The sequence below is a fragment of the Microcoleus sp. bin48.metabat.b7b8b9.023 genome (genome assembly GCF_013299185.1).
Taxonomy (GTDB): domain Bacteria; phylum Cyanobacteriota; class Cyanobacteriia; order Cyanobacteriales; family Microcoleaceae; genus Microcoleus.
The window spans coordinates 1-24150 of the sequence record NZ_JAAFKG010000082.1 but is presented as its reverse complement, the minus strand read 5'-3'; the positions used below and the strand labels follow the sequence as shown (position 1 = coordinate 24150).

The 24150-nt window shown below is 43.2% G+C and carries 15 protein-coding genes and 4 pseudogenes; 7 read left to right on the top strand and 12 right to left on the bottom strand.

Annotated features, from left to right (window positions below; translation table 11 throughout):
• Positions 1 to 295 precede the first annotated feature (295 nt).
• Positions 296 to 451 (bottom strand): annotated as a pseudogene (locus tag QZW82_RS29890) (IS4 family transposase); the annotation flags it as partial.
• Positions 452 to 672: 221 nt separating this feature from the next.
• Between QZW82_RS29890 and QZW82_RS29885 the strand changes: the two are divergent.
• Entirely contained in the window at positions 673 to 837 is a 165-nt protein-coding gene (locus QZW82_RS29885; RefSeq protein ID WP_293157245.1) for a hypothetical protein, read from the top strand.
• Between the two features lie 580 nt (positions 838 to 1417).
• On the opposite strand, the pseudogene QZW82_RS29880 reads toward QZW82_RS29885, so the two are convergent.
• Together QZW82_RS29880 and QZW82_RS29875 are read right to left on the bottom strand one after the other, a co-directional pair.
• Positions 1418 to 1945: pseudogene (locus tag QZW82_RS29880) on the bottom strand (transposase); the annotation flags it as partial.
• Positions 1946 to 1947: 2 nt separating this feature from the next.
• A pseudogene (locus tag QZW82_RS29875) lies at positions 1948 to 3216 on the bottom strand (IS701 family transposase).
• A gap of 373 nt (positions 3217 to 3589) precedes the next feature.
• Between QZW82_RS29875 and QZW82_RS29870 the strand changes: the two are divergent.
• Together QZW82_RS29870 and QZW82_RS29865 are read left to right on the top strand one after the other, a co-directional pair.
• A pseudogene (locus QZW82_RS29870) lies at positions 3590 to 3868 on the top strand (zinc ribbon domain-containing protein); the annotation flags it as partial.
• A gap of 327 nt (positions 3869 to 4195) precedes the next feature.
• Entirely contained in the window at positions 4196 to 5536 is a 1341-nt protein-coding gene (locus tag QZW82_RS29865) for a hypothetical protein (RefSeq protein ID WP_293157242.1), read from the top strand.
• A gap of 412 nt (positions 5537 to 5948) precedes the next feature.
• Here QZW82_RS29865 and QZW82_RS29860 read toward each other — a convergent pair whose 3' ends face one another.
• The 6 genes from QZW82_RS29860 to QZW82_RS29835 all read right to left on the bottom strand — a co-directional run bounded on the left by QZW82_RS29860 (position 5949) and on the right by QZW82_RS29835 (position 11667).
• Positions 5949 to 7115, bottom strand: coding sequence for an LptF/LptG family permease (locus QZW82_RS29860; RefSeq protein ID WP_293157239.1), 1167 nt, complete (start codon positions 7113 to 7115; stop codon positions 5949 to 5951).
• Positions 7116 to 7252: 137 nt separating this feature from the next.
• Positions 7253 to 7981 carry an LPS export ABC transporter ATP-binding protein gene (gene lptB, locus QZW82_RS29855; protein WP_293157236.1) on the bottom strand — a complete coding sequence of 243 codons (729 nt, stop codon included), beginning with the start codon at positions 7979 to 7981 and terminating at the stop codon, positions 7253 to 7255.
• Positions 7982 to 8152: 171 nt separating this feature from the next.
• Positions 8153 to 8665: an LptA/OstA family protein gene (locus QZW82_RS29850; protein ID WP_293157233.1), complete on the bottom strand. Its 513-nt coding sequence runs from the start codon at positions 8663 to 8665 to the stop codon at positions 8153 to 8155.
• Between the two features lie 135 nt (positions 8666 to 8800).
• Entirely contained in the window at positions 8801 to 9985 is a 1185-nt protein-coding gene (locus tag QZW82_RS29845; protein ID WP_293157230.1) for a transposase, read from the bottom strand.
• Between the two features lie 481 nt (positions 9986 to 10466).
• Positions 10467 to 10877, bottom strand: coding sequence for a DUF309 domain-containing protein (locus QZW82_RS29840; protein ID WP_293157227.1), 411 nt, complete (start codon positions 10875 to 10877; stop codon positions 10467 to 10469).
• A gap of 427 nt (positions 10878 to 11304) precedes the next feature.
• Positions 11305 to 11667 (bottom strand): ferredoxin-thioredoxin reductase catalytic domain-containing protein, encoded by a 363-nt coding sequence (locus QZW82_RS29835; protein ID WP_293157224.1) that lies wholly within the window; start codon positions 11665 to 11667, stop codon positions 11305 to 11307.
• Positions 11668 to 12347: 680 nt separating this feature from the next.
• Between QZW82_RS29835 and cas6 the strand changes: the two genes are divergently transcribed.
• Both cas6 and QZW82_RS29825 read left to right on the top strand, forming a co-directional pair.
• Positions 12348 to 13472 (top strand): CRISPR-associated endoribonuclease Cas6, encoded by a 1125-nt coding sequence (gene cas6, locus QZW82_RS29830; RefSeq protein WP_293157219.1) that lies wholly within the window; start codon positions 12348 to 12350, stop codon positions 13470 to 13472.
• A 543-nt stretch (positions 13473 to 14015) separates the two neighbouring features.
• Positions 14016 to 15764 (top strand): HAMP domain-containing sensor histidine kinase, encoded by a 1749-nt coding sequence (locus QZW82_RS29825; RefSeq protein WP_293157216.1) that lies wholly within the window; start codon positions 14016 to 14018, stop codon positions 15762 to 15764.
• A 282-nt stretch (positions 15765 to 16046) separates the two neighbouring features.
• On the opposite strand, the gene QZW82_RS29820 is transcribed toward QZW82_RS29825, so the two are convergent.
• The 3 genes from QZW82_RS29820 to QZW82_RS29810 all read right to left on the bottom strand — a co-directional run bounded on the left by QZW82_RS29820 (position 16047) and on the right by QZW82_RS29810 (position 20952).
• On the bottom strand, positions 16047 to 17486 hold the full coding sequence (locus QZW82_RS29820) for a DUF2079 domain-containing protein (RefSeq protein ID WP_293157213.1): 1440 nt from the start codon (positions 17484 to 17486) through the stop codon (positions 16047 to 16049).
• A gap of 319 nt (positions 17487 to 17805) precedes the next feature.
• On the bottom strand, positions 17806 to 19329 hold the full coding sequence (locus QZW82_RS29815) for a DUF2079 domain-containing protein (RefSeq protein WP_293157210.1): 1524 nt from the start codon (positions 19327 to 19329) through the stop codon (positions 17806 to 17808).
• Between the two features lie 51 nt (positions 19330 to 19380).
• Entirely contained in the window at positions 19381 to 20952 is a 1572-nt protein-coding gene (locus tag QZW82_RS29810) for a DUF2079 domain-containing protein (protein ID WP_293157248.1), read from the bottom strand.
• Between the two features lie 284 nt (positions 20953 to 21236).
• On the opposite strand from QZW82_RS29810, the gene dxr reads away from it, so the two are divergent.
• Positions 21237 to 22427, top strand: a complete 1191-nt coding sequence (gene dxr, locus QZW82_RS29805; protein ID WP_293157207.1) for a 1-deoxy-D-xylulose-5-phosphate reductoisomerase — start codon at positions 21237 to 21239, stop codon at positions 22425 to 22427.
• Between the two features lie 478 nt (positions 22428 to 22905).
• Positions 22906 to 23997, top strand: coding sequence for an RNA-guided endonuclease TnpB family protein (locus QZW82_RS29800; RefSeq protein WP_293157204.1), 1092 nt, complete (start codon positions 22906 to 22908; stop codon positions 23995 to 23997).
• Positions 23998 to 24150 lie beyond the last annotated feature (153 nt).

Below are 24150 nucleotides of genomic sequence, written 5' to 3'. Positions count from 1 at the left end.
ACCACTCCGATTCCATCCCGAACTCGGTTGTTAAACGCTGCGGTGGCGAAGATATTTGGCGGGTCACTGCCTGAGAAAATAGCTCGATGCCTGGGATTTTATTCTCAATAAAACAAACCTCCTTTCTGAATTACAGATTGGGGCTTTGTTTTTTCTGCCTGTCGCACTTAGGAATGAAAAATAAATAAGGTGACTAATTTAGGAATAGTTTAGCTCGAATCAAGGCTTCTGGGGTTCAATTGTTCAAGTTATTTATTTTCGATTCCTTATTACCTCTTTTTCCTTACTTTTCCCGTTAAGTATGATCTTTAGCCAGGAGCCAATCTTGGCTCCTATCGTGTAAATTGGAGCAGCCTCGCCAAAGGACTTGAATCCCAATGGGAGATTTACGAGGATGTTCAAGATAGCCTCCAAGATAAGCAACCGATTCAACAGCCCAAGCAACTGTTAAAACCTACATTCCGCTCCCTAAACTGTCACAATCGGTTTTCACTTACTTTTATCGATAAACTAATCTATAAATTAGACATCTCCAAAAACAATTAAAGCTTTTCTGTAACTAGGCTGTAGGACGTAAATGCAATCGGGAGCATCCCGGTTTTGTAAATATCCGAATAAGTGTAAAATAGTTAAAATCAATAAAAGCGTCAAAAGAAGTCGAGAAAAAGAGCAATGACCCCTGAAGAACTAGAGCGGTTGGAATCCTGTACGGCAGAAATTCCTAAAATTTGGTATAATAATACACCCCCAAGTGGACTGACCAGTCTGGAAAATATTGAAAAACATCTCAGGCAACAATGGCTTGAAACAGTGGGCCCACAAATCGGTTTTTTTTGATCAAAGAAGCAACAGGAACAGAACAAGGACGACCGCGCACAGTAAAAAGCTGTATTTGTGAACTAATAATTACTGAAAAACCTGTCGGGGCGACAAGTCACCTATAACGCTGATAGAATAAGCCTCATAGCTCTTATGCCTTGTTGATAATTAGGTAGGGCTTGCTGAATAAAAGTAGAAAGCTTACCAGATAAGGGGTTTAAGCTTTTTTTGCTTGAATGAGTGCAAGTTATAGGAGTATAGAGCAATACGGTTTACTTAAGGGTTGGGAGGCTTTAAAATATTGAAAACACGAGGATTCATTTTTATTCCAGTACCTCTGTGTTTAACTTTTTTAGATTTAAATTTTGAAACAGGTTTTTTCACAACTCTTGGGTTATTTCTCTCAACTCTTTGTGGCAAAGTCGCATCAAGAATCTCCAAGTTCAACCAAGTTAAAAAAAGGGGATTTCTTGTGCTTCTAACCGCTGAAATTTGGAACACGACGAATAACTCGTAATGTACTGGTCATTACTCACAAGTTAAGCTAAAAACACTGTTGTCAATGAGTAATATTACTCATTTTTTACCGAGATACCAATTAAAATATGACTCCATTTGTTGCCTTATTATTGCAAAAAAATTGTTCGGGACTTCTTTGAGTTCCAGGGAAAGGAGAAATAATTAGCCTGACATGAGGTTTTCGCAGTCGCGATCGAATCCATAAATCTTGATTTTTCTTGTCAGCAAAATACTTAACTAGGTCAGAAGCTAATCCTTTTTGATAGGCAACAGAAAAATGATACATTCCCCGATAAATCATTTCTAATGAAACACGTTCAATTGGTACTCCTAATTCATCTGCAACGGCATCCCCTAAGTCTACCAAAACCGCATAAAATAGCCAGGTAGCCCAGATTTGGAGCTGGATTCCGTTGACAGAACCAGTCCATAAATAACTTAAATTTAGGAGTCTCTTTACTATACAAAAAGCATCTTCAATTCGCCATCGTCTTTGATATAAATCTGCCACTACATAGGGAGGCAATATTTCGGGTTCTCGGACACTCGTCAGATAAGAACGCCAGCCATTTTTTGAGATAATTTGTACTAACGGGACTTAAACAAATTTTAAGCCCAAACAAAGCCTAAACTGGCTTTATAAGCGGAGAATACGTCCCAATTTTGGTTCAACCATTTTATGAACCTAAAAGATATGGCTGTCCGAAATGCTTCGAGTGCCTGAGTAAAATTATTTAAAGGTTTGTTTGCCCATTGGCGCCTTAATCCTCCTGTTAACCTATGCCAGAGAATGAAAGTGTAGGCACAAAATACCAGAATGAAATGTCTTTTCAGGCTGGTTTCATCTCGCTCCTTGATATTCATTTAATCCCAACCATCCCTTGGCTTCCCGATAGAAAACTTCAACCCAATTTCTTTCTGAATAAGTTTTTACTATCCACTCCTCTGTCGCTATTGACGAGTCAGCATTACTCATCAAATAATCTATTTCAGTGGCGGTATCGAAAGTTTCTGCATTCATGACGATAGCCATTACTTTCTTACCCGTGCATTTTGATAATTCGACGAATTGAATTGCTACCCATACTGTTCTCGGTCGTTCTAAAGACAGTTGAATTTTTGTGAAAGCCTCTACAGGTAAGGATTTAGCTAAATTATCTACTCGAATCTCTTCTGTTTCATCTACTGTTTTTTGAATTATTACTTTGCGATTCTTGGCAAGTCCTCCGATATATTTTAATTTGCGGTTTTCTAATTCTTGTAAAAAACTGGTGTTATTACCATACCCTGAATCCATCAAGACTATTCCTGGTTTATAGCCTCTCGAAGCAGGTCTTGTCGATTAAATTTATGGCTATTTCTGGCTTTTTCTTGAAGTCTGGATCATCTTTTCCGGAGGGTAATGAGTCGGCTTTTTTATACAATTCAATATCTAATGGCAGGCTCTTTTTGCCATCATATAGATGACTGGTAACTACTACTACCCCATTGTCGGTTTTTCCGAGTTGTCCGATGTATTGTCTTCCTACACCGTCGGTAAAGTTACCACTTTTTCTGTGTCCTGAATCATCTATTATTAGGCTGAATCCTCGACTAATCTTGGTTTGATTACATTGATTCATTACGTCTAAGCGACGTTGATTGAGTTCATTGAATGACCAAGGCGCTGTTGTTAAAAAATGATGTAATTTGTGGTAGGTTACTCCCCAAGGCGTTTTCTGCCATCTGCGACAGGTTTTTTCGTTCACTTTCTCCCAATAATCCTCCTAAATAGTTCCTAAACTCTCGTTTTTGGGCAAGATGACCAAAAATATCGTCAAATCTTTGACACCATCTATCGAAGCAGGGGGGCATCGCCGCAGGGGTTGTCTCTTTCATGGGTCATTTTTTAACGTTAGATGCTTGCTCTGTAACCATTATAACCTATTTTTACCGTATTTTATGTTTAAGTCCCGTTAATACATGAACACGGGTTCTTGCCACACGGGGGTCTTTGATTTCGGCAAATATTAATGCCATTTTTTCTGTCAGTTCAGTTGCCTGAGCTATACTCAATTTTTTTGACCTTTTAATCCTGTGTTTTTCAGAGGTGAAACCTGATGCCATAAGACCGACCTGCTAAGTAAGATAGAAACTTTGTACTGATCAGTCTACTAGATAACATCAGAGATGCTCAAACGATATCTGTCATTATATAAATGTGCCAAATAATCTGTATATTTAACTACCAAATTAGATGCGCTTACCCTGAGGAAAAACCTACATCGAAGTAGATAGGTTCTATCCCAGTTCTAAGACTTGTAATAACTGTTTAAATCGCGTGGATAGCTTGAGTTTGGATATTCGTAGTTGGCAATGTCCTAAATGTGGAGAAAACCATGATAGAGATATTAATGCTGCTAAGAATATTCGGGATGAAGGTTTACGAATTTTGGCGGTAGGGCATACCGTTACTGCTTCAGGAGGGAGAGTAAGACCGAGTAAAGGCACTGCTTTTACAAGGCATCTCCCTGTGAATGAAGAATCCTAGCCGTTTACGGCGGGGAGTGTCAACATTCTTATGTCTGCTTTATTTTACTGGGCAAAACTTATTTCGGTCGGTACTCAATCGAGCTTCACCTGTTGCATACATCTGTAGCAACAGTTTCCGAGAGTTAGGACGTTCTTAATTGCACTTTTCACAAGATATATGTAATGGAACTTCCTTCATGGTTCTTGCTTCTGCTATTATGTTTTTCGCAACTTGCAATCAAAATCGCGATCGCACTTACCTGGGGATAGCAAAAATCATGAAGATTGATGTGGTAGACTTATGAAAAATAGTTTTAAGTCCCCAGGCTCGGATGGAAGCAAAACTATGTCAAATTTCAAAAAATTCCCTACATCTGTCCGCTATCTAATAGCGCGTTTCCGCCACTGGACGCAACCGTCGGTTTGGGCTCCGCTAGCCGTGCTGTGTGCGGGGGGGGTTTTTATCTGGGAAGTCTCCGTACATCCAGAAAAGTTGAGCATAGATGGCGAAGAAGAAGCAGCAAACTCAAACAATCCAGATGCGCTCCCGGGGCTATCTGCTGAAGATAGTGCCATTGCGGCTGAAATCGACAGCTTGCCAGTGCTAGTCAATCAGTTCAATCGCTCCTATTCTGAACTGAACTTGTTGAATTCATCAGCAGTCAAAGGTAAAGGTTTATTCAACGAAATTCGCAGTCGCGGCTCAGAAAAGCCTAACCGATCTTCAGAGCCAAAGTCGGCGGCAATCAACACATTTGTGTCGCTGTCAAATTTACAAAATCCTGCGATTGGGACAGTCAACAATAACTCACAAGATTCCAGCTTGCCAAGTTCAAACCCGACATCTGATTTGAGTTTGTCGGGCATAAAAACGATCGACTCTGAGCCTGCGGGCGCACCGGAAGCAACTTTACCGGAGGCATCAGGTAGCGGTAATTCCAGCAAACAAAACGACAATCCTCTGCCTTTGAGTCCGCTGCAAGCAGCCATGAAAAAATACGTCGCTGCTGACATTTCAGCAACGGCGGCGGCCGTGAAAAGTGCAAACACCCCGAAATTGCTCGATCGACCGGCTTCCCTTGGATCTGGGACAAATCCGGCAAATTTGTTGCCAACGCTCGCTACAGCTCAAGGGAAAGCAAATCCTGGGAATGTTCCTGCGACAATCTCCCCACTTCCGGCTTCTACAAATACAATTATTAGCGACTCTCAACAATTTTTAAACCCGGCAGCTACGCTTCCTGAATCATTTGCCGGGTTAAATTCCAAAGGATCAGTCATCCCCACAATTACTCCACAGGCTCCAACGGTGGCTTTGCCAAAAAATCCCTACCAAACTAATTTATCCGAGTCGGGCTTGGCACCGGAAGTTCAACCTGTGGCGCTTCCTGTCGCCACACCTTCACCAATACCGCTAATTCCGAATTTCGGGCAATCTCCTAGCACGAGTGCCGGAGCAAACAAGATAATTAATCCTCAATTCTCTCCCAATTCAGCGAATTCTCAATTTCAACAACCTCAACCAAGTCAGATTAATTTGCCAAGCCAGCCTAACTTTGGAGCAGTTCCTCAAAATACCAATCAGGGCGGGCCGCCAATTCAACCGCAACCTTTTTCTACACCTCGTTCTTTGACTCCGGGACGCTATATTGGTGGCGGCGAAATCAATACTTTTGGTAATCCTTAAATCAAGGAAGAAGGAAGAAGGAAGAAGGAAGAAGGAAGAAGGAAGAAGGAAGAAGTTGAATTGTAGGGTGTGTCGCCCTTAAGAATCCCTGAAGTTGACAGACAATTTCACAGCGACGCACTTGAAAAAATTTTGAGAAATTGTATAAGGTGGGTCGCTATGAGATTGTCGATATTGAGTTAGAGATTTTTCTTGGGCGAGGTACCCTACAATTGTGAATTTTCTGAATTACCAATTATCAATCATATCGTGTACGGTCGATTGACTGCAATAAGTAAGGTTCGTAGTGTGGACTTTAGTCCGCAGTATATTGCGGACTAAAGTCCACACTACGAACGGTTTTTGTGATGGTAATCGACGGGACGTGATATTACCAATTCCAAATTCTAAATTCCACTTTGATTGGTAAAACTTACCTAGAGGCGGCTCTTCCCAACAACAATCCGCCGATTCCTAAGCCAAATGCGATCGGCAACCAAGCCGATAGAATCGGTGTTAAAACAGCTTTCACGCCCATAGAACTGGTGATGAAAGAAAATACATAGTAAGTGAAAATCACCACCACGCTAATACCAAAACTTGTTCCTTTCCCCGATCGCCGCGGTTGAGTTCCCAAAGCGGCTCCCACTAAACCAAATACCAAGCACACGAAGGGAAAAGCATATTTTTCTTGAATTCGCACCCGGAGTTTGCGAATTTGCGGTGCATCGCCGCTGTTTTTAATGATTTCCAAACGCTCTAAAGCTTGAGCAATATTCATTTCCTTGAAATCCCGCACTCTCGCAGCTAAATCTAAGGGCGTGCGGGGGAGTTGCAACTGCTGGTGTTGAAACCTAACTATATTGCGGTAAGAGCCGTCTGGAGCTACTATATAAGCGGTGCCGTTGAAAAAATCCCAGGTGTTTTCTGAGGGATTCCAAGTGGCTGATTCTGAAGAAACGATTTGATTGAGGCCTGGGGCGGAGCGATCGATAATTGTTAAACCTTTCATTTGCTGGCCGTCAAACTGTTCTGCATAAAAAAAGCGGGACAGGATTTCTTCACCGCCTTTTTCGGGTTTGCGAAATTCTGTGTAGATAATATTTCGATCTTGAAATGTCGGTTTTTCTCGCTTCAGAGCTCTGTCTAAAGTTATGGTAGCTCTGTAGCTGGCTGCGGGTACGACTAATTCTTGCAAAGCAAAGGTGAAGCCGGCAACTATTAAACTCATAATGACTGCGGGCATTATCAATCGGTAAACGCTAACTCCGCAACTGCGGAGGGCGATGAGTTCGCTGTCGCTGGAGAGTCGGCTGTAGCTCATTAAGGTTGCTAGCAGCATTGACATGGGGAAAGCTAATACTACAAAGTACGGAATTTGCAGCAGAAAAATTTCCAGGGCGGCGCCGTAGGGGAGGCCTGATTCTGCTACTCTGCGGACTAATTCAAATAAGGCTCCCACGGTGACGGCGACTGATGTAAATAGTCCGACGCCAAACAGAAATGGGCCGATGAGTTCTTTGGTAATGTACCAGTCCATTACTGATATTCTCGGCAGCCAGTTGAGGGGATTGAAAGATTTGGACATTGCTATTTTCATATTTTGGCGTTTTTGCTGATCGCTCCTCAAGTTAAAATTTACTTTCTCAATTCTAAAATTCTGTCTTGTGTTTTTATACTGGGGAGGGCGGGTTCGCCTATAGCCGCCCTTACTCGGTTCGCGGTTGCTATCAAAGACTATCGCACGAAGTTGTCGCCTAAGTAATACTGCCGCACTAAAGGGTTGCTGTAGAGTTCTTCTTCAGCCCCGGAGGCTAAAATTTGACCGTCTCGCATGATGTAGGCTCGATCGGTAATTTCGAGGGTTTCTCGGACGTTGTGATCGGTGATCAGGATGCCGATTTTACGATCGCGCAGTTTGGCAATAATCGTCTGAATTTCGTCAACTGCGATCGGATCGACGCCTGCAAACGGTTCGTCTAAAAATAGAAACATCGGCCCGTCTCGCCCAGCAGCTAAGGCTCTCGCTAGCTCAGTCCGCCGTCTTTCTCCCCCGGAGATTTGAATTCCCAAACTGGATGCTATTTTTTCTAAGCGAAATTCTTGCAACAGGAAATCGACTCGCTGCTTCCATTCCCCACAAGGCACTTGAGTTTGTTCTAGGACTAACAAAATGTTGTCGCGGACGCTCATGTTGCGAAAAATGCTGGCTTCTTGAGCGAGATAGCCTATTCCCAACTCTGCTCGTTTGTGCATCGGCAATTTAGTGATGTCTAAATCGTTGAGCCAAACAGTCCCTTGATTGGGTTTTTCTAATCCGGTAGCTATGTAAAATGTTGTGGTTTTGCCTGCACCGTTGGGGCCGAGGAGTCCGACGATTTCTCCTTGGGCTACTGAAAGGTTGACGCGACTGACTACATTGCGTTTTCCGTAGGATTTGTGAATATTTTCGAGTACAATTTTCATGCTCGTCGAGGCAATTTCTACCAGCTAAATTTCGGACTGTGGGTTTGTGCGATCGCGTTTGAAGTTTACATTCTACCTTTTCAAACTTTTTAGTTTTTAAAAGACGAAATTTCGCATCTATCTCAAGTAGTATCTTTTTGCCGATGCGAAATTTTGCTGCTACCTGGCGTGTTACTTAGGAGCTGTTCGGGGACGGGCGGGCGGTTTAACAGCGGGATTTGGATTAACCGGAGCTGGTTTGGGCCCGATCGCATTTTGGGCTGCTGCATCTTGTTCTGGCGCCACCAGATAGACGGATTCTACTTGTCCTGGGTTGTCTGGGAGCGCAATAAACCGCCCTTCGTCAATCAGGTATGTGATGGTTTCGCCGCGCAGGCTGTTGCCTTGCTGCAATACGTACACGTCGCCGCTGAGAATGATCCGGCGCTCGCGGCTGAAGTATTGAGCTTGAGCTGCGGTTGCTTGTATTTGGCGGGCTGGGTAGTTGATTTGGACGTTGCCGCGGGCTGTCACGATGCCGGTTTTGGAGTCGGCTTCTTGAACGTCCGATCGCACGGAAAGAGTGCGGGGCGGTGCGGCTTGCGGGTAGGTGGGAGAGGCGATCGCGCCAGCCAGAGTCAGTGGCAACAGCAGCGACAATCCTTTGAATAGGCGGGAATTGAGTAGTTTAGCGGAGGGCATCATAGCTTGCAAGCCTCAAAATTTTTGAAATTGCTGAAGGGCATTATCTGCTACATAAGATTGACATAAAGCGGACAAGAATGACATCTCGGACGCTTAAAACTTACTTCCTGCTTCTACGTAGGGAGTCGGCTCCTTCTACTCTACAGGCGTGAATTCAGGATTAGCCATCCTTACTCTATCTCGTGAGACCGATGCTAAATTAATCGCGGCATTCAAATCTCGATGACAACTGTTGTCACAAGCCTCACAAACAAATAATCGATCGGAGAGTGACATTGGCTGAACGTTACCGCACTTTGAGCAAGTTTTAGATGAGGGATACCATCGATCTACCACTTCGACAACAGTGCCGTAGATGGGAGATTTATAAGTTAGTTCTCGTCGAAATTCATAAAACCCTGAATCTAAAATTGCCGCCGCCAGTTTGTGATTTGCTGCCAGACCAGAAATATTTAAATCTTCTATGCAGACGCGAGCGTACTTTTGGCTGATTTCTGTGGTTGTTTTCTGCAAAAAATCCCGCCGTCTATTGGCAATATCGGCGTGTTTTTTAGCCAGTTTTCGAGCGAATTTTCGAGCGTTTTTCGATGCTTTGATGCCAAGTTTTCGATTCCCTAATTGCTTATTTCGATTGCGGTACTGTAGTTTCCCTAGCTTGATTTTCGCCTTTTTTAGGGAATCTGGCAGTTGGTATACCGTACCGTCACTCAAGGTAGCAAAGGTGGATACTCCTAAATCTATGCCTGTTGGTTGGGATACTTCATGATACAAAGGGGGGATTTTGTCAGCTTTTATCGTAAAACTGACGTACCATTTGTCCGCAGTACGGCTGATAGTAAATGTTTGAGAGCAACAGTTGTACCCAACAGATTCTTGCAGGCGAAACGTTCCCAATGTAGGAATCTTTATCCGATTGCCAGCCATCTGAAATACTGGTCCCTTGCTGCTGTCTACTGTAAACGAATCCCCGGATTTCTTGCGTTTGAAATTAGGAAACCCGCTTAACCCTTTAAAAAAGCGTTCGAGGGAGTTATTGAAGGCTATGAAAGCGTTTTGATAAACGCGGGATGATAAAGTGTTAGTCCATTGATATTCTGGTTGTTTTTTGATGAAGTTCGTGAAGGTTTTTTTGATTGCGGCAATCTTTCGGGTGCGGCTGATAGGGATGTCCATCACGCCCACGTACAGGGTGCGAGCTAGGTTGTAGCAAAACCTAGCGTAACCAGCGTGTCGCGCCATGAGGGTACGTTCAGCATTGTTGAGTTTTAGTTCTAGCTTCAGGGCGTACATAGCTTCTGAGCAAGTCAGGAGTGCCAACATTGATACTTATTTTACCAGTTGCAGAGAGCGATTGCGACCAGAACACCGTGTTTTTTGGACAAAATGTCTTTAATGTCAGGAAAAGTCTATGAAACTGCCGTTTAGTATCATCTGACTCCTTATTTTTCTCTATGGAGATTGGCTCCACCACACCCGATCGGTTAGATATTTTATCTTAACGGCCGTGAAAAATTCCCGTGAGGTCGATCGACCTGCCCGAGAGCGTCAACCAATTATCCTAGCAAGACAATAGCGAATTTAACGACGTGTTTGGCTGATTTACAGTTTGTAGTGAGGACTTCAGTCCTCTGGCTGCGGTTTGTAGTGAGGACTTCAGTCCTCTGGCTGCGGTTTGTAGTGAGGACTTCAGTCTTGGGTGTGACTTTTAGTCAATAAACTTGTTGCTTAAATCTTTGATTGATAGTCAACCGCAGATGCAAAGCAGATGTACACAGATGTACGCAGATAATTTGAAGAAGTGTCAACCGTGCATCTGATGTTTCAAAATGTATGGTAATTGCAAGCCTGCAACTTCTGTACCTGCGAACAACGGTACAAAATCAGCAACTTTTTCCGGGCCAGCTTGTTGCAATACGCTCAAAAGTTTAGCACTTTGTCCGAGCAAATCTTCAACAGCAATTCCCGCATAACTCGGTTGATAATAATTGAGCCGATTTATGCCTTCTCCCAGCAAGATGACTGCACCGCGCCAGTTTTGATTGCTTAAGTGATAAAGCGCGACAGAAATTTGCAATATTCCCTGATAAAACCTTTTGTCCGGCTCGCCCGCTTCCATCCACAAAGCCTCTAAGGTATCGTGACAAGCGTAAAAATCTTGGCTGTTAAATTCTTCGATACCTTGCAAAAACTCGATCGGCATTTCATCTGTCATTGATTGAAATTGGGAATTTTCGATTGGGTGCGTGTTTCAGTAGGCAGCGATCTTTTTTTCAATAGCTAAGTCTTAAAAACAGGAAAAATAACGACCTATTTTTAGCGATAAAATTGGGTCTGAAGCCTCCCCGTTTAGGGGGAAATCAAACAAAATAATTCATTGCTCCAATCCTCTTCTATCGACGGCTATGGGTAGCTGTCAACTGTCACAGGTCAACTGTCAACTGATGAAAACAGCTACCAATTTTACCAGAAAGAATTGGTTTAAAGCCCGCCCGCCCGATCGGGAGAAATTAAAAGAAGACTATTCATTACTCCAATCCTCTTTCTTTCAGGTAGAGGTAGCTCTCAACTGTCAAGCGGTCAACTGTCAACTGTCAACTGTCAACTGTCAACTGTCAACTGAAGACCGCCTACTTAACCGATTACATAGTCTCTCTGACTGCTTGAATCTGATCCATGCTAATTTCCTGATTAGTTCCAGCAAAATCGTTATCTGGCGTCAGAAATAACATACAGTGACATTCTTTCCGCTCGCGCATGGGAATGCAAGGACAGTTCCAGTAGGCGGCTTTGACTTCGGCTTCTTTGTCTTCGTAATGGCGACAAGGGCATAGGGGAGCACCTAGTTCGTCTTTGTGTTTTGCTAGTCCTTCTATGACGACAGCAGTGACTGAAGGCTCGGAACAAAAGTAAGTGCCGGTGCGCTTGGCATAGGTTTCGGAGAAATTCTTCATCGCCTCCAAAGTTTTTTCGTTGGAGAGTTTGGATTTTTCTGTTGTGTTCATAAAAAACGCTCGGTAAGTGGGAAACTCAGAGTCTTTAGACCTGAGAGGGAAACGACTCGGCGGTTTCAAACGCCTTGAATCCCCTTGCGGGGTAGAGGGGTCGGGGTAGAGGGGTATGGTTGCCCCTCTGTGGAGATATGGTTGTCTCCGAATCCCTTTCGGGTAATGTTCGCTTCGCCAATGTTATAAGAGCTTTTTAGACCTGCAACACTGTTTCAGTGACTTTAAAACTGTTTAATTGCAGGTGACAGAGCGGAAAACTAGCGTCGCATTCTCCGGTGTCGTGACCCAAATAACGTAGTCAGTTAAGACTTAGGCCCGTCAGCACAGCTTGCTCGATTTCTCTTACAAGCTCAGTCCCTTTAGGGCTGAGTTACTGACAGTTCAGGATCGGAGTTGAGGATGCTACGAGCTTTTGACAATTGTACCCCAGAATGTGATTTTAAACACTTGATATTTCTGTTTACTTACAAGGAGGAAAAACTTGACAAAAATTGAGTTTTAGGTTGTCGGTTTTTTAGTGATTTTTCAGCATCCCTCCGGGTTCGGGAAACTGGCGGTTGACCCGGTTTTTGGAGCTGCTAATAGATTTGACAGATCGCCCGCCCAGACAAAAACATCCCCCAACGGGGATAAAAAAAGATAAAATATGAGACCGCTGTCCCTGTTTCCGGCATCTCATGGCAATTTTCCCGCACCCCACCCGCACCAAAAAAGTTCCTTCCTCGGGGCTGATTTGGCCCGCTGACACCGAGTTAGTCGGATTAGTGTTTGAATTGACCCCCCGCGCAGCTAGCTATCTGTACGCGCAGTATGCTATAGGTTTGCACGCTTGGTTTTTGTATCAAATTCAGGAAACTGACCCGGAATTATCGCAACTTTTGCACGACTCGCAGTCAGAAAAAGCCTTTACTATTTCGGGATTGGAGGGTGATTTGCTCCCTGCCGGTAAGGAATTTCAGCTTTTGGGCGATCACATTTACCGCTGGTATGTCACAGGACTTTCCCAACGAGTAGTACAATGGCTGAGTCAGTGGCTGCAAAATTTGCCCCAAGAGATTGATTTGCGAAATGCTCCGCTACTCATTCGCTCTTGGGATATTGCTTTTTCTCCGACAACTTACCAGCAATTGCTAACAGCAGAACCTCCATTATCTAAAAACATAAAACTTAGTTTTGTAACTCCTACAAGCTTTCGCAGCAAAGGGCATCACTTCCCGCTACCAGTTCCAGAAAATGTTTTTCACAGCTATTTGCGCCGCTGGAATAACTTTTCGGGTATGAATTTTGACCAAGCAGAATTTATGACTTGGATTGACGAAAATGTAATTATTAGCCGCCACAAGTTGGAGTCGCAAAAGGTGGCGGCGGGGAAAAAAGGTATGGTAACGGGATTTACTGGGGCTGTAGAATTTGCGATCGGGCGATCGGCCGGATTGCGCCCTGATTTTGTACAATTATTTTATGCCTTGGGGCAATTAGCACCTTACTGCGGCACAGGACACAAAACAACTTTTGGATTGGGACAAACCCGATCGCAATGGTTGACAGAATCCCTACCCGAAGTCTCTATCCAAACCGTATTGGCGGCGCGAATCGACGAATTGACAGAGAAGTTTATAGCGCACAGAAAGCGTACAGGCGGAAGTCGGGCTGGTGAGATTGCGGAAACTTGGGCGACGATTTTAGCGCGCCGGGAATTGGGGGAATCTTTGTTGGATATTGCTGCTGATTTAGAAATGCCTTATGAAACTGTGAAAACTTATGTGAAGTTAGCAAGAAGAGCTTTGAAAGTCGAGGATTGAAGCGAAGCAGACACACAACGAAAAAGCCCAGTACGCTGAGCCTCTCATGGAAAAAAGCTCGACGACAGCCAGCCAGACGATGAAGCGGATGGATGAGAAATTTTGATTGAGTTGTCAAATTCATTCGCTGTCGCTTATATTGGTAGTTAGAGCGATCAATTTTATGTAGGAAAAAAACCGAGAACTGGTTGGCGAGGAATCCGATCTATTATCTATTGGGTGCATCTGGTTTTGGCAAATATATCGCTCCGGGGCGAAGCATGACCTCCGTCAATATGGGATTATAACTAATAACTTATATGCGGTCATGCTTCTTCAGGCTTCAAAAACCAGATGCACCCGATCTATTTACTATTAGGAGACCCGAGAAAAATTCGCGAAGTATTTGATTTATTTTAAGTCCTGGCTTTTGTTTTTTTACAAGTAATTGTGATTATAATATATCCAGTGTCCACCATGAGTTCTATGCCCGAACCTAAAAATAGATTTAAACTTGGTCTCTTATTCGATCGACATGAGAGCCATTTCTTAAAGCATTCATTTATGCGAAAGTTGCGTTTACGTCATCTGAAGCATTGGTTCAGTTGTCTCAAGGTAGGACAAAAGATTAGTGTGGGCTATGGACTGGCGCTGGGGGTGGCAATTCTGGGAACCGCTACAGGAATATCGATCGCTGACCAATATCATCAACAAGCTGTTAGACACGAACAAAATGCGATCGAAGAAACTCAATTGATCAGTGAATTGCAGATCCAGCTCGTTCAAGTTCTCCTCCACCAACAGCAGATCCTGATGCTATTGGAAAATCGAGATTTGCTAGACCAACAGTATTCCTATTTTTTAAACCATGTGGCTCTATTCAAAAAAGAATGGTCTGAGTTTAAATCTTCGGAAGGGGATACAAAAAATCATAAGGTTGACGAGTCACCTGCTGAAATAAATACCGTCAGACGTTTTCTGCAAGCCAATGAAGAGATTCCAGAGGCTTACTTGCAGCAGACAGAGGCGATATTAAAGGCAATTAATACCGCTGAATTATCACCCGCAGAAATTCAGATATTCCGCAGCCAGCTCTTGACTTTTGGCAGCAGTCCTACATCGCTGCAATTGAAGAAATTTTTACAAGATATAGAGCAATTAAAGGTAAGGGCGTATAAAGATTACAAAGAAGCAAAAACTGAGTTTGCAAATGTACAGGTGCTACGAGTGCAGGTTATTGCTGGGAGCATGATTTTGTCGGTGGCGATCGCCATTTTCCTCGCGATTTATACCAGTCGGGCGATCGCTCGTCCCCTCCAACAAGTGACCATTATTGCTCAGGAAGCAACCCAAACCGGCAATTTTGATTTACAAGCTGCTGTTACCACTCAAGATGAAATTGGTATATTAGCAACAGCCCTAAATCAACTGATTCGACGAGTCAAGCAACTGCTACAGGAACAACAAGCCGCATCCACAGAACGCCTAATTCAACATGAAAAAATGGCGACTTTGGGACAGTTGATTGCAGGAGTAACCCATGACATTAACAATCCAATTAATTCCATAGCCGGCAACCTAACCCATACTGACAGATACCTAAAAGACTTACTAGAACATTTGCACATCTATCAGCAGCATTACCCCGAACCTGCGTCAGAAATTGTCGAACACGCTGAAGCCATTGAGCTAGAATTTGTAGAAGAAGATATACCCCTAATGCTTGCATCTCTTCAGGAGAGTGCTGAACGTATCCGCGATATCAGTTATTCCATGCGGTTGTTCGCACGAGCAGATTCTTCCCAAAAGATTGCTTTCGATATCCACGAAGGCATCAACAGCACGCTATTAATTTTAAAACACCGACTCAAAGCTAATAATAATCATTCGGAAATTACTGTCACCAAAAACTACGGTAACTTGCCAAAAGTTAAATGTTTTGCTGGACAACTAAATCAAGTATTTATGAACATTATCGGTAATGGGATTGATGCCCTAGAGGATGCAATGGATCGAAGTAAAAATTCTGATTATTCTGAAGTCGTCCTGATTCCTTTAATTAAAATTCAAACTGAAATTGTCGAAGATAATTGGGTCAGAATTACGATTGCTGATAATGGTTCAGGCATCGATGAAGCGTTTAAATTACGGTTGTTTGAGTCATTCTTTACAACCAAAGATGCTGGGAAAGGCACCGGGCTAGGACTCTCAATGAGTCACCAGATTGTGACCCAAAAGCACGGGGGGAAACTCTACTGCCATTCCCAAATTGGACAGGGAACGGAGTTTGTGATTGAGTTACCTATTGGTTAATTTCAATGAATAATCAAAAGCAGAGTTATACGAATTTTTTATGAGGCTGCATAGAATCCGAATACAAATTAGGTACGTAGTTGCGCTTGAGCGCTCTTTCCTAATATTATCAAGAGCGCTGAAGCGCAACTACATACCTATGATGACAATAAAATCACCCTGCTTATTAAGGGGGACTTAGGGGGATCGGGATATGTGCAACTTCACATTAAATTGGTATTAAGCGTCAATTTGACCAGGTAAAAATATTATGTCGCTCGATATGATATGATATAAAATCATTTATTTATTAGCGTTTTGGACAAATAGATATATGTCATCCCGCTGATATTTGAGTGTAAATTGGGGATGGTTGGCGAGTTGAGTTATGAGGTTTTGCACAAAAGCTCGATCGCTCATCCAGCCAGGATACCTCAGATTCAGCAAGACATACTCAAACTCTGCGAGATTTCCAGGAGGCGTCTGAGCCTGAGTTAAGCGTACTACAGGGCGGTGCGTTAAGTGCGGAGCCATGTGAGAAGTGGTTAAAACACTACCTTTTGTGTTGACGAGAGTGATGGCTTCTCTGCTAGCCGACAAAGTGTCGAGGGAATCTACATAAATAGTCCAAAAATAGCCGTATTTCGCTAAAGCTAAGAAACCAATCAACGACCAAATTACAATCGCTCTCGGCAATTGATAATCTGGAATTGGCAATCTATCAAATATTATCTTTACTTGTTGCTGATTCCTATCTGCCAAAGTCGAAATTACCGCCACTAACAAAAACGGCAATATCGGAATAGAATATTGATGAATCAAGTCTCGCTGAGCGGGAATATCCGAAAGAATATTCATGGCTAACATCGGCGCAGCGCTAATTAAAGGTGTCAGATGCCGTGGCGAAACCCACCAAATTACAGGTAATACTAATAACGCTAAATATTCAAAAGTATCAGCAGAAAACAAACGCCCTAAAATGAGATTTGGTTTCAAGATTAAATTAACAGCTATTTCTAAAACCGAGTTTCCCAAATATTGATATCGCCCGATTCCCGCGTGTTCTCTTCCCTGATTGAAATACGGTATAACTCCCTGAGTAACTACCAGAAACCAACCTACGCCGAAAAATAGAGCTATCAGCCCGCAATTGCGTTTTTTGTCAAAACACAAGAGCCACAATCCCATCGCAGCTACAGTCAAAGATAACACCGCTTTGCAGCTCAAAACTAAGACGATGGCAGCACAAAACCACAGAGTTTTATTGAGTCGCGCGGCGAGGATTGCTGCTAGCAGTGCGGGTAAAGCAATGACTTCGGGGTGGAAGTCGAAGAGGTTGACATTGAAGACTAAGGGGTAGAAAAGGTAGATACAGGCGATCGCCCGAGCTATACTATTCTTTAATCCGGCTTGACTGGCCAAACTCCAAACTGGCCAAGCCCCAGATGCTAGGGCTACTGCTTGCACTAACAACAGCCAATGAACATCGGGATATATTTTGTAAAGCCAACCGACGGGATACATCACCCCAGCGGCGTGATTTCCCAGGTGGTGAATTTCGAGAAATGAGGAAAACGGCGTTTCTCCTTGACTGATGAGATACGCTACTTGATCGTAAATTCCGAGCTCAAAGGCGTTGGATTCAAGCAGGGCGTGGCGTACACTGCTGCATAGGAAAAATATCAGGGCAAAAAGGGCGATTTGCCAAATTACTGGATGATATTTTAGCTTAAAATTGTTCATATTGTATAGCCTTTTTCAGAAACATGAGGTACTCATGGGCATAGGGCATAGGGCATAGGGCATAGGGCATAGGCCTCAGTGGGCATAGGCCTCAGTGGGCATAGGATAGGGCATACCTTACTTTTTTGATAACCGCTGTATTCATTTCCAAATTCTCTTAAAATTCTCTGCCTTAAATATGCGGTTTGTTTATTAATGAATAATTGCAATATAGCAGTCCTTGCACGAATCGTAAAGTTTTTTACCCCACCCCAACCCTCCCCTTATTAAGGGGAGGGAGTAAGAAATTCACAAATAATTTTGGATTGCAATAAGTATACTAATTGCTTATTTTTTGAAACAAAAATACATCGTCTTGCTGATAGCTAATTTTAAATTCAGGAGATTGTTTCAGTTGATTCACAACCCTCGCAGCAGTATCCGCAGTATCGTGCCAAGGATGGCGCATATTTAATAGTACATACTCAAATTCATTTAAGTTTTCTCCGTTGGCAACTTGATGCAACAATTTAATTGTGGCACGATGAGCGAGATGAGTTGCTAGGGAATTATCTGTCAACACATTGCCTTGAGTTTGCACTCTATTAATTGCCTGCCGCGTCGCTTGCCAAGTATCGAGAGACTCTAAATAAATTGTCCCAAAATACCCATACTTTGCTAAAATCAAAAAGGTTAGTAGCGACCACAAAATCAACAATTTTGACACATTAGCAAACAGCAATTTCCCCCACCTCCAACTGCGGCGAATCCACAGGCGGCGAATCCAGATATGTTTGACAGATTGAAGCGAAATCCTTTTTGAGAGGGGCTTCCAAATTCGCGGCATCAAATTGCGGTGATTCCATAGATAATTTCCGGCATTTTTCCCAAAATTATTGCCTCTTCTCTGTCTGTCTGCTAGTGTAGAAATTACCACGGTTAATACAAAAGGAAATATCGGTACCGAATACTGGTGAATCAAATCTCGTTGAGCTTCAATATCCGAAAGAATATTCATCACTAGCATGGGAAAAGCACCAATTAACGGTGACAGATGACGCGGGGAAAGCCACCAAATTACAGGCAAAAATAACAAAAACACATAGCCGAAAGTCCCAGCAGAAAACAAACGCCCTAAAATGAGATTTGGTTTCAAGATTAAATTAATCGCAATTTCCAAAACTGAGTTTCCTAAATATTGATATCGCCCGACACCTGCGTGTTGTTTGCCTTGATTAAAATATGGTACGATTTCTTGAGTGGCTATCAAAAACCAGGCTGCACCGAGAAATATAGCGATGAGTCCGCACTTGCGCGTTTTTTCAAAGAAAAATAGCCAAACACCCATCATCAAAACTGTCAAAGATAGCACGGCTTTGCAGCTTAAGATTAAGAGGATGGCGGCACAAAACCACAATGTTTGATTGAGTCGGGCGGCTAGGATTGCTGCTAAAATGGCGGACATTGCTATGACTTCGGGGTGGAAGTCGAAGAGGTTGACGTTAAATACTGCGGGATATAGCAGATACATGGCTGCAACTGCGATCGCCTTTGGTTCAGTTAATCCCGCTTGACGTGCTAAACTCCAACTAGGCCAAGCACCTAAGGCTAGGGCAAAAGCTTGCACGAATAACAGCCAGTGAACATCGGGATATATTTTGTAAAGTAAGGCTAGGGGATAGAAGATAAAGGCAGCATGATCTCCTAAAATATTGATTTCCATTAATGAGGAAAATGGTGTTTGATTTTGGGAGATTAAGTAAATTGCTTGGTCAAAAATGGCTAAGTCGTAGGCAGTGGAATGAAACAAAGCGTGGCGCGCGCTGCTGGCTACAAATAAAATTATCGTTGTTACGACAATCATTAACAATACTGGATGGGATTTTGGGGATTGTAAGGTTAGCATTTTCTTGGTTTAATCGGCGATGCGTTTAAATAGTAGAACTTGGTTTTTTTGATAAGTTAATTGAAAAGTGCGATCGTTTTTAAGTTGATTTGCTAAGGTGTTACCAATTTTTTCAGTATCTGGCCACGGATGGCGCAGGTTTAATAATATGTATTTAAATTCAGCTAGATTTGTTTGAGGTGAAATTTGTGAAAGTAATTTGACTGTGGGGCGATGGGCAAAGTGAGGAGCCAGTCTATTATCTGTTAAAATACTTTTTTGGGGTTGAACTTGGGCGACTGCTTCGCGCGTGGGTTGCCAGGTATCTAGTCTGTTTGCGTACAGAATAAAGTCTTTAGATTCTCCCAGGAATAGGAAAATTATTAATGACCAAATTACCATTGCTTTGGGTAATTGCATTCCGAGCCACAGTTGCGGAATTGGGATTTTTTTTAAGGGTAAATTAGCTGTTTTTGGTAATTGAATATTTCCTGGATTGAGCGATGTAGGTTTACCTGGGTTTTTGATTGCTGCTGCTTTGGCAATAATTGCTAAGATTAAAAATGGAACAATTGGCACTGAATATTGATAAGCTAAACTGCGTTGAAATGGTAAATCCGAAAGAATATTGATAATTAATGTAGGGATGGCTGGAATTAGGGCTGTGAAATATTTGAGGTTGATTTTGCGGGAGAATGGCAGCAACAGCCAAATCACGGGTAAGGTGAGGACAAATAAGTATTTGAATGTGTCGAAGGAAAGGATTTTTCCTAATACTAGCTGTGGTTTTAATAGGAGGTTGATGATGATTTCTAGGACTGATTTGCCTAAATAGCTGTAACGCCCGACTCCGGCGACTTCGCTACCGCTAAAGTAGGGGATGATTTTTTGGGAAGCTATCACAAACCATGCTACACCGAGTAAAAGCGCGATCGCCCCAAATCTTTGTTTTTTCTCGCACACAAACAGCCATAAGCCAATGGCAGCAACGGTTATAGACAAAACAGCCTTGCAACTCAACACGAGCAGAATTGCCGCACAAAACCACACCAGTTTATTTAAGCGCGCTGCTAAAATTGCTGCTAACAGTGCGGGTAAAGCGATTACTTCCGGGTGAAAATCAAATAAGTTGATGTTGAATACCACCGGATACAGCAAATAAATTAGGGCGATCGCGCGAGACTGTTCTTGATTTAAACCCGCCAAACGCGCTAAACTCAAGCTAGGCCAAGCTCCCAGCGATAAAGCAACTGCCTGTACCAAAAACAGCCAATGCACATCCGGGTAAATTTTGTACAGCAAAGCCAGCGGATAATAGATTACCGCTGCGTGATCTCCCAAAATATGAATACCCATCAAGGAAGAAAACGGCGTTTGGTTTTGACTCAGCAAGTAAATTGCTTGGTCAAAAATGCCCAAATCGAAGGCTGTGGATTGGAATAAAGCGTGTCGCAAAGTGCTACAGGCAAAGAAAATTGTAGCAGCAATGGCGATCGCCCACACCAAACTCGACGGTAAGCGCGATCGACCTTCTTCTATATTTTCCCCGATTCCAACGCCGATATCCTCATTGGAATCAGCAAAATTTTTCTCATTTTCCATGAAATTTGGCACTAACTGACTGCTCAAAATATGATTCCCTCAAATATGCTTGCCACGCCATAATTCAATACGGTTCACTTAAAACTATTTATGCGCCGGAGATCCCCCTAAATCCCCCTTAAGAAGGGGGACTTTGAGAGCATTCTTGTCCCACCCCCTACTCCCCTTTTTTAAGGGGGGTTAGGGGGGATCTGTCTTAATTGAACCGTATTGCGCCATAGTTAACCGCTAATTTGAGTCCGGTAATCGTAATATTAGAATAATCCACAAAACCTTAAAAAATTGTGAAAGCAATAACTCTTCTCGGCTCCACAGGCTCCATCGGCACTCAGACTCTGGATATTGTAGCTCAATACCCGGAACAATTTCGGATTGTCGGGTTAACCGCCGGACGAAATGTAACGTTACTGTCACAACAAATTCGCCAGTTTAAACCGGAAATTGTCGCGATTTGCGACGAAGATAAATTAGAGGAATTGCAAAGGGCGATCGCAGATCTCGACCCTCAACCTATTTTACTTGCTGGCGAGTCAGGCGTTGTCGAAGTTGCCAAATATGGCGATGCTGAAGCCGTCGTCACCGGCATAGTTGGCTGTGCCGGTTTGCTGCCAACAATTGCCGCCATCAAAGCAGGCAAAGATATCGCCTTAGCCAATAAAGAAACATTAATCGCCGGCGGCCCCGTTGTCAACCCCCTGATCGAAAAATACGGGGTTAAAGTATTGCCGGCAGACTCAGAACATTCAGCAATTTTTCAATGCCTCCAAGGCATACCGGCGGGAGGTTTGCGCCGAATTATTCTCACAGCTTCGGGCGGTTCTTTTCGAGATTTGCCGATCGACAAATTAGCACAAGTAACAGTCGCCGATGCCTTAAAACATCCGAATTGGTCGATGGGGCAGAAAATCACCATTGATTCTGCTACTTTGATGAATAAAGGATTGGAAGTAATTGAGGCTCATTACCTGTTCGGCATGGATTATGATGACATTGATATTGTCATCCATCCCCAGAGTATCATTCACTCGTTAATTGAGCTACAAGATACATCCGTTTTGGCACAATTGGGCTGGCCGGATATGCGTTTGCCCCTACTTTACGCTTTGTCTTGGCCGGAGCGAATTCAGACAGATTGGCCGCAGCTAGATTTGGTAAAATCCGGTGATTTAACTTTCCGAGAACCCGATCACGAAAAGTATCCCTGTATGCAGTTAGCCTATGCGGCGGGACGTGCGGGCGGTTCGATGCCGGCGGTACTGAATGCGGCAAACGAACAGGCGGTAGCGCTATTTTTGGAGGAAAAGATTACATTTTTGGATATTCCGAAGTTGATTGAGAAGGTGTGCGACAAACATCAAGCGGATAACTGTGAAACTCCGGCTTTGGATGATATTCTGGCGGCGGACAAGTGGGCGCGGCAGGAAGTTTTGGCTGGAAGTGTCGAATTGGGCGATCGCATTCTTTCGGTTCGCTAATTCTTAGGTTCGTAGTGAGGACTTTAGTCCGCATAAAAACCAGAGGACTAAAGTCAACCATGGAGCATCTCAGTTTTGCATTTATAGTGCGAGCTTAAGAGCTCGCGATTTGTAGAATACGCGAGCTCTTAAGCTCGCACTAGAATCAAAAAATGCTTTTAACAAAACTGATGCTCCCGTCGCGGTGTAGAACCAGACGATTGTTTCTACATTCAGCACGAAGCTGCGATCAGAGTCGGACTTAAGTGGCAAATAGTTTGCTAAACTTATCCATAGTTAACTACCGAGAAGGAGTTTCATGTGGAAAGTAGCGGAATTTACAAAATTATCAGGACTAAGCTATTTTGCATTTAAACTGGGATTTTCGAGCCCCAGAACCACAAACCGTACATGGAATGCTCACTCGATTTAAATGCCAAACAGCCTCTCGGGTTCTACCTGATAGCTTGAAAAAAGTTTAATTTGTGTTTTGGAACTTATGTTTGCCGTCAAGCGAGCGCTCAAATTAAATAACAAGGAAGCGACTTGGATGTCAAAACACGCAGGATTCAGGCGCGTGGTATTTAACATGGGCTTGAGCTTACGGACTCAAATGTACGGTGAGGGGAAGTTTTCGGACTCAAAGATAATTAACGAACTCAAGAAAGTCCTAACCAACCACGTGAAGAAACAGCCAGAATTTGCTTGGATGAACCAGTTATCCAGTAGAGTGTACCAAAACGCTTTAATTGACTTAAAAGAGGCGTTTAGTCGGTATCGCTTGGGGAAAGCCCGTCATCCAAGATTTGCCAGTCGTCGGGACGGTCAATCATTTACGGTTGATTCGTCTAATGGAAAAGTTCTCCTAAATGCTGGTAGTACCATTAAGATCCCTACTTTGGGAACATTCCGACTGTATGAACCCTTAGAATGCGGATTCGTCACTCAAACCTTTACCATTTCAAAAGAAGGAAATATCTGGTTTGTTTCCTTCAGTGTTGATGCAGAGCGCTTGCCTATTCAACAGAGAAAAAGTTCTGTAGGAATCGATTTGGGAATTAAGTCTTTTGTCACCCTGTCAAACGCCAGAGTGTTTGATGCACCAAAACCACTGAAGCAAGTGAAAACCAAGCTTGCACAGTTGCAACGCAAAGCTCATCGGCAAGTAAAATGTTCTAAAAACCAACGTAAAACTTACGATAAAATTGGCAAGCTGCACGGACGAATAGCCTGGATTCGTAAAGACTTTCTTCACAAGTTGACGACTTACTTAACTCAGACTTTTGAGCAAATTAAGATTGAAGACTTGAATGTCAGTGGCATGATGGCAAATCATAAGTTAGCTGGTGCAATAGCGGACTTGGGATTTTACGAATTCAGGCGACAGTTAGAGTATAAGTGCCAAATGTATGGAGCCAACTTGGTACTGGTGGATCGATGGTTCCCCAGCTCCAAACTTTGCTCAAATTGCGGGCATAAAAAAGATATGCCATTAAGCGTTCGGACTTACGATTGTCCTGTTTGTGACCTGTCGGTAGACCGCGATTTAAATGCCAGTTTAAATATTTTAAATTGGGAACCCTCGGCTTGAGGGGGATAGCCTACTTACCTTGGGATGCAGGGGGAACGCATCTTATTGAACACTATTCATCAGTGGTGAGTATATTTTGAGATAAATTCACCATTCTTAGAAGCTATAGACACGCTTTGTAATGACTTTTGTAAGAAAATAGAACTGATTAAT

Coding starts and splice junctions, on each gene's coding strand:
- QZW82_RS29820 (WP_293157213.1), bottom strand. CDS start 17,486: ATGAACAATTTTAAGCTAAAATATCATCCAGTAATTTGGCAAATCGCC.
- QZW82_RS29825 (WP_293157216.1), top strand. CDS start 14,016: ATGCGAAAGTTGCGTTTACGTCATCTGAAGCATTGGTTCAGTTGTCTC.
- QZW82_RS29815 (WP_293157210.1), bottom strand. CDS start 19,329: ATGATTGTCGTAACAACGATAATTTTATTTGTAGCCAGCAGCGCGCGC.
- cas6 (WP_293157219.1), top strand. CDS start 12,348: ATGGCAATTTTCCCGCACCCCACCCGCACCAAAAAAGTTCCTTCCTCG.
- lptB (WP_293157236.1), bottom strand. CDS start 7,981: ATGAAAATTGTACTCGAAAATATTCACAAATCCTACGGAAAACGCAAT.
- QZW82_RS29865 (WP_293157242.1), top strand. CDS start 4,196: ATGTCAAATTTCAAAAAATTCCCTACATCTGTCCGCTATCTAATAGCG.
- QZW82_RS29885 (WP_293157245.1), top strand. CDS start 673: ATGACCCCTGAAGAACTAGAGCGGTTGGAATCCTGTACGGCAGAAATT.
- QZW82_RS29810 (WP_293157248.1), bottom strand. CDS start 20,952: ATGGAAAATGAGAAAAATTTTGCTGATTCCAATGAGGATATCGGCGTT.
- QZW82_RS29845 (WP_293157230.1), bottom strand. CDS start 9,985: ATGTTGGCACTCCTGACTTGCTCAGAAGCTATGTACGCCCTGAAGCTA.
- QZW82_RS29835 (WP_293157224.1), bottom strand. CDS start 11,667: ATGAACACAACAGAAAAATCCAAACTCTCCAACGAAAAAACTTTGGAG.
- QZW82_RS29850 (WP_293157233.1), bottom strand. CDS start 8,665: ATGATGCCCTCCGCTAAACTACTCAATTCCCGCCTATTCAAAGGATTG.
- QZW82_RS29800 (WP_293157204.1), top strand. CDS start 22,906: ATGTTTGCCGTCAAGCGAGCGCTCAAATTAAATAACAAGGAAGCGACT.
- QZW82_RS29860 (WP_293157239.1), bottom strand. CDS start 7,115: ATGAAAATAGCAATGTCCAAATCTTTCAATCCCCTCAACTGGCTGCCG.
- QZW82_RS29840 (WP_293157227.1), bottom strand. CDS start 10,877: ATGACAGATGAAATGCCGATCGAGTTTTTGCAAGGTATCGAAGAATTT.